Genomic DNA, 15562 nt, shown 5'->3' with positions numbered 1-15562 from the left:
AAACTTCCGAAATGTCGCCATTTCGATAATTTTTCGCCGCGTTGCAGCGGGAAAGCGGACGTGAGCGAGTGATTCTGCGGATCTAATAACGATTATTGAACACAATATCCGCTTTACAATGGACTCAGGTAAGGGGCGAAATCGCCCGCATCGCTGATCACGGCCACGATTTTCATCCGCGCCAGATAGCGCCGCGCCGCGATCAGCATCTGATCCTTCAGATATTCACATGCAGAATCAATCGGATGCCTGGAGATAAGGTCGAACAGCGTCTGGTACTGCTCGATCGTTTCCTCATCCCGCGGCAAGCCCAGCTGGATCAACGCCCTGTCAACCGCTGACAGAAGCAGGCGGTTGCCCCGGATCATCTCCACCAGCGTCGTGTTTGGCGCCTGCGCGATACAATGTTCCAGCAGCGCATCGCCCAGATACTGCGGCGTGATGGAAGCATCGGTGCCGATCCGCTCCAGCAGCACATCCACTTCGGCATAGCGGATGTTTGCCGCAGCCAACCGCAGCGCCGCAGGTTCGATGATGCCGCGCAGTTCGAATTTCTCGCTGACGATTCGCGCGGTCAACGGCCCCGCAATCCAGTGCGAGGTCGTGCTTTTGCGTATCAGGCCACGTTCGTGCAGGCGCGCCAGAACATCGCGCGCAACGGTCCGGCTGACGCCCAAGCACTCGGCCAGCTCCGACTCGATGATGCGGAATTCACCAAATATCTGGCAAGAAGCGATCTCTTCCTCGACCTGGTCGTATACGTGACGCCAGGTGCCGCGAGTCTGCAGGGCATCCTCGACCTCCGACGGGATGCTGATCGACAAGTCGCGGATATCGCCGCGCAGCGGCTGAAGCGCGGGCCCCGCCTGCCCCACCAGATAGCCGCGGCCTTCGAAACGGTGCACCAGGCCTTCGTCCAGCAACCTGCGCAGCGCAGCCTGCACTGGCACCCGGCTGGTGCGCATCATCGCGGCAATGGGCGCCTCCAGCAGCACAAAGCCATCCGGCAGCACGCCGGTCCGAATATTGTCGCGCAGGACACGCGTGATCAGTTCATAACGCGGCTCCTGCGCCAGGGGGTTGGCCGCGCGGATCATGCCGATGCCCCATCGTTCACGCGGCGGACAAACCGCTCCCAAGCGCGGGCGGCGTAATTGTATTCGTCCATCACCGTGTTCCAGATCGCAATGTGGCGGGTGCGGTCCAGATAGGATCCGCCGGCCCGCCGGTCGCCCGCCCGCACCACCACGTCGCCATATGGATCGCAGAGATCGCAGGCCGCCGTCTTGCCCTCATACCAATAGGCCCATTCTTCCGGGGTCAGATGGTCGCGGGCACAGGTTGGATTGGCGATGTAATAGCCCTGCCGCGCCATCACCGCTCCGGCATGGCCCGACAGCCACCAGTTCAGATATTCATAGGCCATGTCCAGTTCGGCCCCGTGCAAGTGTCGCGACAGGCTGCCGCCGCCATGCCAGGCGCGATAGCCCTCGACCGGGACTGCGTCCAGGAATCTCCTGCCGGCCTTGCCCAGCTTGCCGTAGACCGGTGCCCACATGCTTTGAACGGAAACGCGGCCGGCCTCGACCAAAGCCGCGGCGCCGTCACCGTCGCGCCAGGTGCCGCAGAAGAACCCGTCCTGACGCTTGCGTTCCAGAACGCGCATCAGGGCGTTGATCTCGTCGATGGTCATGTTGCCGATATCGGCGAACTGGATTTCGCCGATGGCCTCGACCGCCAGCGCGATGTCGAAAAAGCCGATCGCCGGCTCGTCCACCAAGGCGATGCGCCCCCTGGCGCGACCGTCCAGCAGCCAGGCCCAACTGGGCCTTACATCCGGCCCATGCCCGAAAACCTGCGGATCATACCCGAAGCTGTCCATATTGTGGACAGTGGGCAGCATGCTGATATAGCGCGAGGGTCTCGGCCCCAGAAAGCCGCCGGGCTGGATATAGAGCTTCTTGACGGGAGCGTCTCCCAGGCCACGCTCGGCATAGCGGCTGCTGGTTCCCAGCTTGGCCAGATTGGAAAGATTATCCCATTCGCGGATCCGCGCGGTGTCGATGGGCTGCAAGGCCCCCCAGAACCAGACAATGTCAAGGTTGTGAAAGCACTGTTCGTAAACGTCATAGCTGTCCGGCTCCATCGCGGCGAATCGCTGACACGACGGGAAATCCCGGAGCGCGAAATGGATGTCGAATCCCAGATCGATTTCGGCCTGCACCCGGACCGGCTCAAGCAAGGTCACCGACGTTCCAAGCACGCGCAGCCGCCGACGAGGCACCACGGGGGGGGAAGGAAGCGGAACAGGCATTGCGTCGGACATGGACCCTCGGGCGACTGGGGGCGCGGGCAATCGCTTGCCGGCGCGGATTCTGTTCGGCGCCCCTCAGTCCCCTGCGTCGCGGATCGCAGCCAGAAGGGCCTGCCGATCATGCCGCGCCTGCGGCGCTTCTACCATGCCCAGCTTCACGAAACCTGTGGGCAAACGCGGCAGCAGCCCGGCGATCAAATCCATGCCGGCGGGAATCACCGTCCCGACCATGAAATCGCCCCCTTCCGACACCGCGACGCGGCGCCGTGGTCTTGTAGAGGTTCGGGCTGGTCCTGCGGCCGTGGCCATCGGTGGACAGGACCGGCGTGACCGCATTGCGCGTCTCGCAACATGCCCCGCCGTCGCGACAGGCGCACGCCATGCCATCGGCGCCGGGATGAGCCCGGACAGCCAGGCCAACTCGGCCAGCGGCCGCTATCGGTGCTGCCGCGCTTTTTCCGGCGTGGCGGGCTCTGCCGGACACGTCCCGACGGTGCCCGGCCCGATTGCCGCCAGATCCTCGGCCATCCTGCCTGCCAACCATTCGCAGATTTGCGGAACCACCGGCGGCAAAGGCTTCGACCGGGGCGCGATCAGCGAATGATGCCGACCCGTGCGCAAGGTCTTGGCCGATGCTGCGACCATCCTTCCCTCGCGCAATGCGCGCGAGACGACGCTGATCCAGCCCAGCGCGATGCCCTCGCCCCGCTCGGCCGCCTGCAAAACCACGGAATAGTCGGAAAAGCGGTGCCACTGTCCCGATCGGACGAAACCGGGGCCCAGCAGCCTTTGCCAATGGGCCCCGTGCGCGTCATCGAGGTTCAGGAAGACATGGCCTGACGGATCGTCCGTCAACGGTCCCCGCTCGGTCAGATAATCGGGGCTGCAGACGGGCAGGATGACCTCGGGCGCGAAGGACCAGACATGATAGCGCGGGTCATCGTCGCGCACGATCCGGGTGGCGATATCCGCATGGGCGGGCGGCTCGCCCAGCATTCCCTGGGCCAGATCCAGACGCAGCTCGATGCCTGGAAAGGCGGCTTTGAAGCTGCCCAGCCGGGGCAGCAGCCAATGGGTCGCAAAGGAACTGGAAAAGGACAGCGTCACCCGGGTCCGGGCAAAGCGGTCCTGCGCCTCGGCAACGGCCGCGGCGATGCCGGAAAAGCCTTGGGAGACGGCGTCGAAGATGCGTCGCCCATCCGCGGTCAAGGCAATGCCCGTCGGGCTGCGGTCGAACAGGCGCAGGCGCAGTTCGGCTTCAAGCTGGGCGATGGCACGGCTGACCGAGGGTTGGGTCACGTTGAATTCGCGCGCCGCGGCCGAGAAGCTGCCGGTGCGCGCCGCGGCTTCGAAAACGAACAGCGCGCGCGTGGCTGCGCCCAGTCGGAGCGGAGGGGTCATGCCTGCAGCGTATACCCCCTGTCAGGATTATCAAGCTTCCTGCAACGCCCGTCCTCGCGCAGGTTGGAAGGACAGCTTGCGCCCCGACGTGGCGCCGCAGACAGGACCACAGCATGCCGATGATCGCCGCCGAGACCCGATCAACCGACCCGCTTCTTCGCCCCTTCCGCCTGCGGGGACTGCAACTGCGCAACCGCATCGTCAGCACCAGCCATGCCTCGATGCTGGACGATGGCGGAATGCCGGGCGAACGCTACCAGGCCTATCACGAGGAAAAGGCCAGGGGCGGCATCGGCATGACGATGATCGGCGGCTCTGCCATGATCTCGGGCGATTCCAGTTGGGGCGGGGGGCAGCTGAATCTGGCGGATGACGCGGTCATCCCGCATCTGGCGGCGATGGCAGGGCGGATCCATGGCCAGGGCGCGGCGATCATGTGCCAGATCTCGCATCTGGGGCGGCGGGCCACGGCGCTTGGCGGGGCCTGGCTGCCGGCCATTGCGCCCTCGCGGGTGCGCGAGACCCGGACCCGCAGCTTCCCGAAAGAGATGGACCGCGCCGATATCGACCGGGTGATCGCGGATTTCGCCGGCGCCGCCCGGCGCTGCCAGGAGGCAGGACTGGACGGGGTCGAGACGCTGACCGGCGGGCACCTGATCGGCCAGTTCCTGTCGCCGCGCACCAACCGTCGCAGCGACGGCTTTGGCGGGTCGCCTGCCAACCGCGCCCGCTTCGCGCTGATGGTGCACGAAGCGATCCGCCGTGCCGTGGGCGACGATTTCGTGGTGGGCATCCGTTATGTCGTCGATGAAGGGGGATCGGACGGGCTGACCGCCGACGACGCTCTGACCATCGCCCGGATGATCCAGGCCGAGGGGCATGTGGACCTGTTCGACTGCATCTATGGCCGGATGGACAGCGACCTGCTGCTGACCGAGGACAACATGCCCGGCATGTTCCAGCCCTCGGCCCCCTATCTGGCGCATATCCGCGCCTTCCGGCAGGCGGTGTCGCTGCCGGTCCTGCACGCGGGCGGCATCCGCGACGTGGCCACCGCGCGCCATGTGCTGCGCGACGGGATCGCGGATCTGGTCGGCATGACGCGCGCCCATATCGCCGACCCGCATCTGGTCGCCAAGATCGCGGCGGGGGACGAGGATCGCATCCGCCCTTGCGTCGGCGCCTCCTATTGCCTGTATCGCAAGGCGCATTGCGTCCATAACCCCGCGACCGCGCGCGAAACCACCCTGGGCCATGCCATTTCCCGGTCCCCCGCGCCACGCCGCGCCATTGTCGTGGGCGGTGGCCCGGCGGGGATGGAGGCCGCGCGCGTGCTGGCCGAACGCGGCCACCGCGTCACCTTGATCGAAGCAGCGGCGCGCCTTGGCGGGCAGATCCTGGTGGCGGCCAAGGCACCGGGGCGCCGCGACCTGCTGGGCATCATCGACTGGCGGCGCAGCGAACTGGAGCGGCTGGGGGTGGATGTCCGCCTGAACACCTGGGCCGAAGCGGCCGACATCCTGGCCGAGGCCCCCGACATCGTCGTCGTGGCGACCGGCGGCCTTCCCGACCTGGACTGGCTGGAGGGGGCCGAGCATTGCCACAGCACCTGGGATCTGCTGACCGGCGCGGTCGCGGCCCAGGGCGAGGTGCTGGTCTATGACGGCACCGGGCGGCAGGCCGCGCCGTCCTGCGCGCTGAAGCTGGCCGATGCCGGGCGGCCCGTCACCCTTGCCACCCCCGATGCGGTCCCTGCGGCCGAGATGCCCTATCAGGACGCGACCAGCTTTCGCAAACGCTTCTACCAGGCGGGCATCGCCACCCTGACCGATCACGCCCTGATCCGGGTCGAGCGCCAGGGCAATGGCTTGCGCGCCACCTTGCGCAACGAAATGACCGGGGCGGAACGCCACCTGGATGCCGCGCAGGTGGTCGTCGAACACGGCACGCTGCCGATGGACGCCCTGTTCAGCGAATTGCGTCAGTCAGGCGAAGGCTTCGCGCTGCACCGGATCGGCGATGCGGTTGCCAGCCGCGACCTGCATGCCTCGATCCTGGATGCCTATCGGCTATGTCTGGAACTGTGACAGGGTTTTGAAAGGCGGCGGGCCTTACAGCCCGCCGAAATGGAACGCCTTGGTTTCCAGATATTCCTCGATCCCGTCCTGCGCTCCCTCGCGGCCAAGGCCCGATGCCTTGACGCCGCCGAAGGGGGTTTCGGCATGGCTGACCGCGCCGGTGTTCAGGCCGACAAGGCCGAACTCCAGCGCTTCGCCCACGCGGAAGGCGCGCGTGATGTCGCGGGTGAAGAAATAGGCGGCCAGGCCGAAGGGCGTGCCGTTGGCGATGGCAAGCGCCTCCTCCTCGGTCTCGAAGCGGAAGATCGGGGCGACCGGGCCGAAGGTTTCCTCGGCGGCCAGCTGCATCTCGGTCGTGGCGCCGACCAGAACCACCGGATCGGCATAGGCATCGGGCAGATCGCGCGCGGCGGTGGCGCGGGTCGCGCCCCTGGACAGCGCGTCCTCGACATGGGCGCGGATCTTGGCGATCGCGGCGGCGTTGATCATCGGGCCGATGGTCGTGCCCTCGGCCGTGCCGGGGCCGACCTGCAGCGCATCGACGCGCTTCGCCAGGGCCGCGACAAAGGCGTCGTGGATGCCCGATTGCACCAGGATGCGGTTCGCGCAGACGCAGGTCTGTCCGCCGTTGCGGAATTTCGACAGCATCGCGCCTTCCACCGCCGCGTCCAGGTCGGCGTCGTCGAAGACGATAAAGGGCGCGTTGCCGCCCAGCTCCAGCGACATGCGCTTCAGCGTCGGCGCGCATTGTTCCGCCAGCAGCGCGCCGACGCGGGTCGAGCCGGTGAAGGACAGCTTGCGCACCACCGGACTGGCGGTCAGCGTGGCGCCGATCGCCTCGGGGCGGCCGGTCAGGATGTTGATGACGCCCGCGGGAATGCCCGCGCGTTCGGCCAGCACCCCAAGCGCCAGCGCCGAATAGGGGGTGAAGTCCGAAGGTTTCACCACCATCGTGCAGCCCGCCGCCAGGCCAGGGGCGACCTTGCGGGTGATCATGGCGATGGGAAAGTTCCAGGGCGTGATGATCGCGCAGACGCCCACCGGCTCTTTCATGGCAAAGACCTTCTTGCCCGGCACCGGCGAGGGGATGATCTTGCCGTTGATCCGCCGCGCTTCCTCGGCGAACCAGCGCAGGAACGAGGCACCATAAACCACCTCGCCCCGCGCCTCGGCCAGGGGCTTGCCCTGTTCTGCGGTCAGGATCTGCGCCAGGTCGTCGGCATGGTCCAGCATCAGCTGATACCAGGCCATCAGCAGGTCGGCGCGTTCGGCATGGGTGCGCTTGCGCCAGCCCAGCATGGCGCGTTCCGCGGCGGCGATGGCCCGCGCGGTTTCCTCCGCCGTGCAGTCGGGCATGGTGCCCATGGCGCGGCCGGTGGCGGGGTTCGTCACCTCCATGTCGGGACGGGCGATCCACCGGCCGTCGATCAGCGCGGCCTGGCGGAACAGGCCGGGATCGTTCAGCTGCGGGCCGAAATCGGGCATCTGATTCATGCTTGTTCCTCCAGCGCGGCCAGGACGGCTGCGGTAATGGCATCGGTGCCGTGCAAGCCGGGGCGGATGCCGATGCCCCGGGCGGTGGTGGTTTCGATGGCGGCCAGCACCGCATCGGCGGCGGGCTTCTCGCCCAGGTGCTCCAGCATCATCGCCCCCGACCAGATGGCGGCGATGGGATTGGCGAGGTTCCTGCCCGCGATGTCGGGGGCCGATCCATGCACCGGCTCGAACATCGACGGGCCGCTGCGGTCGGGGCAGATATTGGCCGAGGCCGCGAAGCCCAGGCCGCCCTGGATCGCCGCGCCCAGGTCGGTCAGGATGTCGCCGAACAGGTTCGAGGCGACGATCACGTCCAAATCCTGCGGCGCCATCACCATCTTCGCGGCCATGGCGTCGATATGCATGGGGCTGACGGTCACGTCGGGATATTCGGCGGCGATCTGGCGCGTCACCTCGTCCCAGAACACCATCGAATATTTCTGCGCATTGGATTTCGTGACCGAGGTCAGGTGCCCGCGCCGCGCCCGCGCCTGTTCGAAGCCGAAGCGGATGATGCGTTCGACCCCCTTGCGGGTGAAGATCGCGGTTTCCGTGGCGACCTCGTTGTCGCGGCCCTGGTGGACGCGACCGCCGGCGCCGGAATATTCGCCCTCGGTGTTCTCGCGGATGCAGAGGATGTCGAAGCCTTCCGCCCTCAGCGGACCTTCCACGCCGGGCAGCAGCCGGTGCGGGCGGATGTTGGCATATTGGTCGAAGGCCTTGCGGATCGGCAGCAGCAACCCGTGCAGCGACACCGAATCCGGCACCGTGGCGGGCCAGCCGACCGCGCCCAGGTAGATCGCGTCGAAGGGGCACAGCTGCTCGATTCCGTCCTCGGGCATCATGCGGCCCGTTTCCAGATAGGTCTCGCAGGACCAGTCGAAGCGGGTCGGTTCCAGCGTGAAGCCGCAGCGCGCGGCGGCGGCGTCCAGCACCTGCATCGCGGCGTCGGTCACATCCACGCCGATGCCGTCGCCGGGGATCAGCGCGATCTTGTGGGCGGTCATGGTCTTCTCCTTCAGATGTCGATCAGCACCGATTTCGTGCGGCGGTTCGCGGCGAATGCCTCGCGCCCCAGATCCTTGCCCAGCCCCGAGGCCTTCCAGCCGCCGGTCGGCAGGATATGGTCGCGCGACCGGCCATAGCGGTTGACCCAGACCGTCCCCGCCTCAAGCCGCCGGGTCAGGCGCAGGGCGCGGGACAGGTCGCGGGTGAACAGCCCGGCGCAAAGCCCATAGGTAGGGTGCTGGGCCAGGGCCAGCCCCTCCTCCTCGGTATCGAAGGTCTGGAAGGTGGCGACCGGGCCGAAGATTTCCTCGGTCACGGCGGGATTGTCGGCCGAAACGCCGCCGATCAGGGTCGGCCGGTAGAAGCTGCCCTCGTGATCGAAGCGGGCGCCGCCGCACAGGATCTCACCCCCCGTCGCCCGCGCCGCCTGCACGATGCCGTCGATCCGCCGCAGCTGCGGGTCCGAGATGATGGGCGAAAAGCCGGGGCTTTCCGCCCAGGTCGGCGCAGGGCGCGGCTTGGCAAAGCGCTCCGCCAGCCGCGCGGCCAGCGCATCGGCGATGCCGCGCTGCACGATGATGCGCGATCCGGCGATGCAGAACTGGCCGGCATTGGGCAGGATGCCGCGTTCCAGGCAGGTGGCGGTCAGGTCGATATCGGCATCGTCAAAGACCAGCATCGGGCTTTTGCCGCCCAGTTCCAGGGTCATCGGCTTGATGCCGGTGCGCGCGATATTCTCCATGATCGCGGCGCCTGCACGGGTCGAGCCGGTGAAGCTGACCTTGTCGATACCGGGATGCCCGGTGATCGCCGCCCCGGTGACCGGCCCGTCGCCCAGGACGACATTGACCAGCCCCGCAGGAATGCCTGCGCGCACCGACAGCTCGGCCATGTAGAGCGTGGACCAGGGCGTCATCTCGGACGGTTTCAGCACCACGGCGTTGCCGGCGGCCAAGGCCGGCGCCAGCTTCCAGCCCGCCATCGAGATCGGGAAGTTCCAGGGCGCGATGGCGCCGACCACGCCATAAGGCTCGGCGGCGATGAAACCCAGGCTGCCCGCGCCCGTGGGCACCAGCGCGCCGCCTTCCTTGTCGGCGAATTCGGCGAAGAAGCGGATCTGTTCTGCCGTGACCGGCACGTCGCCAGCGGCCACATGCGCGACGGGGCGGGAGGAGCAGACCGCCTCCAGCCGGGCGAGCACCGGCGCCTCGGCCTCGATCAGATCGGCCCAGGCATGCAGCGCGCGCAGACGGTCGCGGGGATGCAGGGTCGCCCATCCCGACGCGGCAAGCGCCCGCCGCGCCGCCGTCACCGCGCGGTCCACCATGGCCGCATCTGCCACCGGGATATGGCCGATCACCCGGCCGCTGGAGGGTGCGCGCACCTCAAGCCGCGCCTGGTCCTCGACATAGGCGCCGTCGATGAAATGGCCTGCGGGCAGGGTCAGGGACAGGGGATCGAAGGCAAAGGTCATGGCATCCTCGGCTGTTGGGGCAAGGGTGGCGCGGAGCGGCCGGCGAAAGCTGCCGAAGGGGCGCGTCGGGCAGCAGAAACCACCGTGCCGCACCGAGGCACGGAAGATTATGCCGTCAGTCCTCCAGCAACGCGCCGACAGGCACCGGCCGCACCGGGGGCTGGCCGCGCAACCGGCCCACCTGCTGCGGAGCAAGACCGGCGTGGCGGGCGATCAGCGCGGCGGCGGCAAGCTGGCAATAGCGGCCCTGGCAGCGACCCATGCCGATACGGCCCAGGGACTTCACGCGATTGGCCTCGGCCCCACCCAGGCCTGCGGCATCGCGCATCTGTCCCAGGGTGATGCCCTCGCAGCGGCACTGGACAGCTGCATCGGGCAGCGCGTCCAGTTGGCCCGAAGGCCACGGGAAAGCCCGCGCCATCGCGGCGGCGAAGCGGTGCAGCCGCCGGGCGCGGCGCAGCAGCGCGCGCGTGCCGGGCGTGGCGATCCCCAGGTCGTTCAGGCAGGCATCGGCGGCCAGCCTGCCCGCGACCTCGGCGCCATCCGCGCCCAGGATGCGCAGCCCGTCGCCCGCCAGATAGAGGCCCGTCGCCGCCCGGCCCATCTCGTCCGCGACCGGCAGCCATTGCGCCCAGATGTCGGACCATTCGAAGGACGCGCCCGCCAGATCGGCCAGTTGGGTTTCCGCCCGCAGGTGCCAGCCAAGCGCCACCGCGTCGCAGGGCGTGACCTGCGCCCGGCCCTTGGCATCGCGCCAATGGACCGCATCCGTGGCGATCCGCTCCAGCCGGACGCCGGCGTGATACAGCCGCCCAAGCCGCGCCCGCATCGCCAGCCCCCGCGCCGTCACCGCCGGGCGCGCCAAAGCCATGCCGATGCCGCCTTGCGCCTGCCCGGCAAGCGAGGAGGTGTCCAGCACCGCCGCGACCCCTGCCCCTGCCGCCAGCAGCTGCGTCGCCACCAGGGTCAGCAGCGGCCCCGATCCCGCCAGCACGATTTGCCGCCCGATGGCCACGCCCTGCGCCTTCAGCGCGATCTGCGCCGCGCCCAGGGAATAGACCCCGGCACGCTGCCAGCCATCCACCGGGACCAGCCGGTCGGTCGCGCCAGTCGCCAGGATCAGCCGGTCAAACGGGATCGCCTGCGCCCCGACATGCGCCACCCCGTCGCGGATCGCATGGACCGAGGACTGCGGGCGATGATCCACCTGCCCCGCCGCCACCAATCCGTCGAACAGCGCGTGCAGCGCCCGCGCCTTCCCGGCCTCGGAGCCATAGAGCTTTTCCGGGGGGCGGGTGAACCCCTCGGGCGGGCGGCGATAGATCTGGCCGCCGGCCCGCGCGGCTTCGTCCACCACGACCGGGCGCAGACCCGCGCGAACCAGCCGTTCCGCCGCGCGGATGCCCGCAGGCCCAGCGCCGACGATCAGCACCCGCGTCATGCCGGCCACCCCCGGGGCGCTTCGGAGAGCAGCCGCATCCCCGCCGCAAGCGGCGTCGAGCAGGCGCGCAGGCGCGCGCCGTCCTCGGCCCAGATCCAGCAGTCCTGGCAGGCGCCCATCAGGCAGAAGCCCGCCCGCCGTTCCGGCCCGAACTCGGCCGGGCGCAGCGACCCCGCGCCGGTCAGGATCGCGGTCAGCACCGTGTCGCCCATCAGCCCGGTCATGTCCCGCCCGTCGAAACGGAAGGCGACCGGCGCACGCCCGGTTTCCGCCAGCCGGACCAGTTGCCCGCTCATTCCGCGGCCTGCGCAAGGGCCGGGCGCGGCAGGTCGGGGAAGCGCGCGCAGACGGCGTCGAAGGCGCGGCGGACGGCCTCGGGGCCATCGCCCTCCATGCGGCGGAAGATCTCGGTCTTGGCGAAGAAGCGCCAGTGGATCGGCAGCGCCGCCAGGATCGCCGTCAGCGCGTCATAGGCGGCGTTGGTCCAGCGCGCCTCGAAGCCGTCGCGTTCGGGGCCGAAATGGAAATGCCCCTTGTGTTCCGTCGCCTGCGCCCGCAGCGCCGCCGTGGCATCGGCATCGCCGACGACCACGCCGTAATCGCGCCGCGCCGCATCGGCCGAGACATAGCCCCGCGCCACATCCTGCTCGACCCGCCAGACCTCGCGCGCGAAGGGGTTGCCGCGCCCGCCGCCGCCGGCGGAACGGATCATCAGCACATCGCCGGGGCCAAGGATCGCGGTATCGGCAGAGCCGGTGCGCCGTTCCTCGGGCGTTCCGGGGTTCAGGACCATCTCGGCCAGGCCCGCCGCCTTGCCGCCCAGGATCCCCCAGGGGCGAAAGACGCTGCGGTCGCGGTTGCGCGCGGTGATGCGGCTGTCCGGGGCGAAGACGCGGAAGGCCATTTCGGTGGCCAGCCCGCCCCGCCAGCGACCGGCCCCGCCGCTGTCCTGCGCCAGGCCATAGCGGACGAATTCCACCGGCACCTCGGTCTCGGTGATCTCGATGGGGGTGTTCTTCAAATAGGCCGCATCCGCGCCCGAACCGTTGGTGCCGTCGCGCCAGGGCATGCCGCCGCCGCCGCCCACCACCGGGTTCACGGCGGCGATGACGGTCTTCTGCGTGCGTTCGTCCCGCGTCATCACGTTGATGATGCAGTTGTTTCCGGCGGGCGCGGCGGGCATCCGGTCGGGAATGGCCTGCGAGAACGCGCCGAAGATCACCGAGCGCAACCGCGCGCAGGTCAGCGACCGCATCCCCACCGCGGCCGGGGCGACCGGGTTCAGCACCGTGCCTTCCGGCGCGATGCAGGTGAAGGGCCGCGTCAGCCCGGCATTCAGCAGGATGCGCGGGTTCAGCGTATAGAGGACATAATAGATCCCCACCAGCAGGATGGTATGTCGCGGATCCCCGCCCGAGGGCACGTTCAGCGAACTGCCAAGCTGGGGGTCCGATCCGGTGAAGTCCAGCACCGCGCTGTCGCCGCAGATCTTCAGCACCAGGTTCAGCCGGCAGGGATTGGCCTGGTCGCTATCCTCGTCGGCGTAATCGGCGAAGTGGTAATCGCCGTCCGGGATGGCGCGCAGGATGGCGCGGGCCTGCGCCTCGGCCTGGTCCTTCAGCGCCGCGACGCCCCGGACGAAGCCCTGCTTGCCGAAGCGGGCGATCATCTGATGCACCTTGCGCTCGCCGGTGTTCAGCGCCCCGACCAGCGCCTTGATGTCGCCGATGTTTAGCGCGGGCTTGCGGACATTGGTCTGCATGATGCGCAGGATCTGCTCGTCGAAGACGCCTTCGTTGACCAGCTTCATCGGCGGAAAGCGGATGCCTTCCTGGTGGATCTCGGTCAGCGACCGGGACAGCGAGGCGGGCACCGCGCCGCCCATGTCGGTATTGTGGATGTGCCCGCCGGTCCAGGCGACGATCTCGCCCTCCGCGAAGACCGGCTTCCACAGGTGGGTGTCGGGGGCATGGGTCGCGACATGGCCGGAATAGGGGTCGTTGGTGAAAGCCACGTCGCCCGGGCGATAGTCGTCCACCATGGCGATGGCCCGGCCATAGGTCAGGCCCGGATACCAGGTCGCGCCCAGGTCCATCGGCACGGCGAAGGTGTCGCCGCCCTTGTCCATCAGCATGACGGTGAAATCCTGGGTTTCCTTGACGAAGGCGGAATGGGCGGTGCGGTGCAGCGTATGGGCCATGTTCTCGGCCGCCGCGCGGGCGTGGTTGGCCAGGACCTGAAGCGTCATCTTGTCGAACATGGCCTTATTACTCCGCAAAGCTCAGGTGGATGTTCAGGTGGTCGTCCACCCGTGCCGTCGCGCCTTCGGGGATGGCGAAGGTGGTGTCTTCCTGCGCGACGATGGCGGGGCCGTGGAAACGCGCCCCCCCCGTCAGGTCCGCGCGGTCATAGAGCGGGACGTCCTGCCAGGCCCCCAGATGCACCGGCACATGGCGCGACGGTCGGGCCGGGGCGGGATCGCCCATTGCCACGGGAAATTCCGGCTTCGGCCCGGCGCCGATGGCGGACAGGCGCAGGTTCACGATCTCGATCCGGCCTTCGGGGTCGTCGAAATCGTAAAGATGCAGATGCGTGGCGTGGAAGGCCTGCGCGATGCGGGCGGGATCGGTCAGCCAGGCGGGTTCCAGATCGACCTCGATCTCGTAGCTTTGGCCGGCATAGCGCATGTCGGCGGACAGGCGCAGATCGGCAGCGCCGTGATGGCCCTGGGCGGCCAGCCAGGCGCGACCGTCATCGGTCAGCGCCCGGAACGGCGCGGTCAGATCCGCACCCAGATCGGCAAAGACCGTGCGGATGAAGTCGCCGCGCAGATCGGCCACCAGACCGCCAAGCGCAGAGACCACGCCCGGACGGCGCGGAGCGATGACGCGCGCGATCCCCAGTTCGCGCGCCAGGAACGCCCCCAGCATCGGCCCGCCGCCACCAAAGGGCATCAGCGCGAAATCCCGCAGATCGACGCCGGCGCGCGAGGACAGCTTCTCGACCTCGACGAACATCTCGGAAATCGCGATGTCGAGGATCGCCTGCGCGGTTTCCTCGGGGCTGCGGCCAAGCTGCTCGGCCAAGGCAGCAACGGCCTGCCGGGCCAGCGCCACATCCATCTGCAACTGGCCATAAGCCATCTGGCTGTGGCCCAGCCAGCCGCAGACCGCCATCGCATCCGTCACCGTGGCCTGTGTCCCGCCGCGTGCATAGCAAGCCGGACCGGGGTTCGATCCCGCCGATTCCGGCCCGACGCGCAGCACCCCCTGCGCGTCCACGCTGGCGATAGAGCCGCCGCCGATGCCGATGGAGCTGACCGAGACCGAAGGGATGTGCAACGGAAACTCGCCGATCAGCTCGTCCGATCCGAACTGCACCTGCCCGTCCACGATCAGCGCGAAATCGGCCGAGGTGCCGCCGATGTCCAGCGTCAGGATGCGCTCCTCGCCGGCCTGGCGGGCCAGCCAGCTTGCGCCGATCACGCCGGATGCCGTGCCCGACAGCAGCATCGACACGCAGTCGCGCCGCCCCTCGGCCGCGGTCATCAGCCCGCCGTTCGACTTGGTCAGCATGGCGCGGGCCGGAACCCCCTGCCCCGCCAGCCGCGATTCCAGCGCCGTCAGATAGCCCGCGACGCGCGGATGGACATAGCCGTTCAGGATCGCGGTCGAGCTGCGCTCGTATTCGCGGATCACCGGCCAGACCTCTGCCGAGGTGAAGACGAACAGATCGGGCGCCTGCGCTTCGATCTGCGCCTTGACGGCGGCCTCCTGCGAACCGTCGCGCCAGGAATGCAGCAGCGCCACGATCACCCCCTCGGCGCCTGCGGCCTTCGCGCGGGCCACGGCATCGGCGATGGCGACCTTATCGGGGGCGACGGTCTGGCGGCCGTCGGCGCGCATCCGGGCTGGGATGCCGAAGATCATATCGCGCGAGACCAGCGGATCGGGGCGGTGGCAGAACAGCGAATACATCTCGGGCATCCGCAACCGGGCGAGCTCGATCACATCCTCGAAGCCCGCATTGGTGATCAGCGCCAGACGCGCGCCCTTGCGCTGGATGATGGTGTTGATGCCGACCGTGGTGCCGTGCACGAAGCGGCTGACCGTTGCCGGATCCAGCCCCTCGCGTTCAGCCAGCAGCCGAAGCCCTTCCAGCAATTCGGCGCCGGGATCGTCGGGCGTGGTCAGCACCTTCAACGATGCGACGCGGCCCGAACTCGCCTCCAGCGCGCAGAAATCCATGAAAGTGCCGCCGATATCGACGCCGATCTTCCAGTCCGCTCCGGTCCCGTCCATTCCGCCACT

At 68.5% G+C, this 15562-nt stretch carries 12 protein-coding genes; 1 reads left to right on the top strand and 11 read right to left on the bottom strand.

Features of this window, described 5'->3' with window-relative positions; all coding sequences use genetic code 11:
• Positions 1–113 precede the first annotated feature (113 nt).
• The 4 genes from NBE95_RS14655 to NBE95_RS14640 all read right to left on the bottom strand — a co-directional run bounded on the left by NBE95_RS14655 (position 114) and on the right by NBE95_RS14640 (position 3715).
• Positions 114–1097 (bottom strand): GntR family transcriptional regulator, encoded by a 984-nt coding sequence (locus NBE95_RS14655; protein ID WP_019351368.1) that lies wholly within the window; start codon positions 1095–1097, stop codon positions 114–116.
• Positions 1094–2248, bottom strand: coding sequence for a signal peptide prediction (locus NBE95_RS14650; protein WP_289894982.1), 1155 nt, complete (start codon positions 2246–2248; stop codon positions 1094–1096). Before NBE95_RS14650 ends, NBE95_RS14655 begins: the two co-directional genes overlap by 4 nt.
• A 141-nt stretch (positions 2249–2389) precedes the next feature.
• On the bottom strand, positions 2390–2545 hold the full coding sequence (locus tag NBE95_RS14645) for a hypothetical protein (protein WP_289894981.1): 156 nt from the start codon (positions 2543–2545) through the stop codon (positions 2390–2392).
• A 204-nt stretch (positions 2546–2749) separates the two neighbouring features.
• The gene (locus NBE95_RS14640) at positions 2750–3715 is read right to left on the bottom strand and encodes a LysR substrate-binding domain-containing protein (RefSeq protein ID WP_289894980.1); all 966 of its coding nucleotides are present in this window, start codon (positions 3713–3715) and stop codon (positions 2750–2752) included.
• A gap of 113 nt (positions 3716–3828) precedes the next feature.
• Between NBE95_RS14640 and NBE95_RS14635 the strand changes: the two genes are divergently transcribed.
• Positions 3829–5802, top strand: a complete 1974-nt coding sequence (locus tag NBE95_RS14635; RefSeq protein WP_289894979.1) for an FAD-dependent oxidoreductase — start codon at positions 3829–3831, stop codon at positions 5800–5802.
• A 24-nt stretch (positions 5803–5826) separates the two neighbouring features.
• Here NBE95_RS14635 and NBE95_RS14630 read toward each other — a convergent pair whose 3' ends face one another.
• The 7 genes from NBE95_RS14630 to NBE95_RS14600 form a co-directional block, all read right to left on the bottom strand.
• On the bottom strand, positions 5827–7287 hold the full coding sequence (locus NBE95_RS14630; RefSeq protein WP_289894978.1) for an NAD-dependent succinate-semialdehyde dehydrogenase: 1461 nt from the start codon (positions 7285–7287) through the stop codon (positions 5827–5829).
• Positions 7284–8336: a tartrate dehydrogenase gene (locus tag NBE95_RS14625; RefSeq protein WP_289894977.1), complete on the bottom strand. Its 1053-nt coding sequence runs from the start codon at positions 8334–8336 to the stop codon at positions 7284–7286. Before NBE95_RS14625 ends, NBE95_RS14630 begins: the two co-directional genes overlap by 4 nt.
• 11 nt (positions 8337–8347) lie before the next feature.
• Complete coding sequence (locus tag NBE95_RS14620; protein WP_289894976.1) at positions 8348–9811, bottom strand: aldehyde dehydrogenase family protein; 1464 nt, start codon at positions 9809–9811, stop codon at positions 8348–8350.
• 115 nt (positions 9812–9926) lie between these two features.
• Positions 9927–11252: an FAD/NAD(P)-binding oxidoreductase gene (locus NBE95_RS14615; RefSeq protein WP_289894975.1), complete on the bottom strand. Its 1326-nt coding sequence runs from the start codon at positions 11250–11252 to the stop codon at positions 9927–9929.
• Positions 11249–11548, bottom strand: coding sequence for a (2Fe-2S)-binding protein (locus tag NBE95_RS14610; RefSeq protein WP_289894974.1), 300 nt, complete (start codon positions 11546–11548; stop codon positions 11249–11251). Before NBE95_RS14610 ends, NBE95_RS14615 begins: the two co-directional genes overlap by 4 nt.
• Positions 11545–13512 (bottom strand): hydantoinase B/oxoprolinase family protein, encoded by a 1968-nt coding sequence (locus NBE95_RS14605; protein WP_289894973.1) that lies wholly within the window; start codon positions 13510–13512, stop codon positions 11545–11547. Before NBE95_RS14605 ends, NBE95_RS14610 begins: the two co-directional genes overlap by 4 nt.
• A 7-nt stretch (positions 13513–13519) precedes the next feature.
• Entirely contained in the window at positions 13520–15553 is a 2034-nt protein-coding gene (locus tag NBE95_RS14600) for a hydantoinase/oxoprolinase family protein (RefSeq protein ID WP_289894972.1), read from the bottom strand.
• Positions 15554–15562 lie beyond the last annotated feature (9 nt).

Origin of the sequence: Paracoccus sp. TOH, from assembly GCF_030388245.1 — a bacterium.
GTDB classification, from domain to species: domain Bacteria; phylum Pseudomonadota; class Alphaproteobacteria; order Rhodobacterales; family Rhodobacteraceae; genus Paracoccus; species Paracoccus simplex.
This window is presented reverse-complemented; position numbering and strand designations above follow the sequence as displayed.

Bases quoted from the DNA above. Each gene is read 5' to 3' on its own strand.
- NBE95_RS14655 (WP_019351368.1), bottom strand. From the start codon at position 1,097: ATGATCCGCGCGGCCAACCCCCTGGCGCAGGAGCCGCGTTATGAACTG.
- NBE95_RS14645 (WP_289894981.1), bottom strand. From the start codon at position 2,545: ATGGTCGGGACGGTGATTCCCGCCGGCATGGATTTGATCGCCGGGCTG.
- NBE95_RS14640 (WP_289894980.1), bottom strand. From the start codon at position 3,715: ATGACCCCTCCGCTCCGACTGGGCGCAGCCACGCGCGCGCTGTTCGTT.
- NBE95_RS14635 (WP_289894979.1), top strand. From the start codon at position 3,829: ATGCCGATGATCGCCGCCGAGACCCGATCAACCGACCCGCTTCTTCGC.
- NBE95_RS14630 (WP_289894978.1), bottom strand. From the start codon at position 7,287: ATGAATCAGATGCCCGATTTCGGCCCGCAGCTGAACGATCCCGGCCTG.
- NBE95_RS14625 (WP_289894977.1), bottom strand. From the start codon at position 8,336: ATGACCGCCCACAAGATCGCGCTGATCCCCGGCGACGGCATCGGCGTG.
- NBE95_RS14620 (WP_289894976.1), bottom strand. From the start codon at position 9,811: ATGACCTTTGCCTTCGATCCCCTGTCCCTGACCCTGCCCGCAGGCCAT.
- NBE95_RS14615 (WP_289894975.1), bottom strand. From the start codon at position 11,252: ATGACGCGGGTGCTGATCGTCGGCGCTGGGCCTGCGGGCATCCGCGCG.
- NBE95_RS14610 (WP_289894974.1), bottom strand. From the start codon at position 11,548: ATGAGCGGGCAACTGGTCCGGCTGGCGGAAACCGGGCGTGCGCCGGTC.
- NBE95_RS14605 (WP_289894973.1), bottom strand. From the start codon at position 13,512: ATGTTCGACAAGATGACGCTTCAGGTCCTGGCCAACCACGCCCGCGCG.
- NBE95_RS14600 (WP_289894972.1), bottom strand. From the start codon at position 15,553: ATGGACGGGACCGGAGCGGACTGGAAGATCGGCGTCGATATCGGCGGC.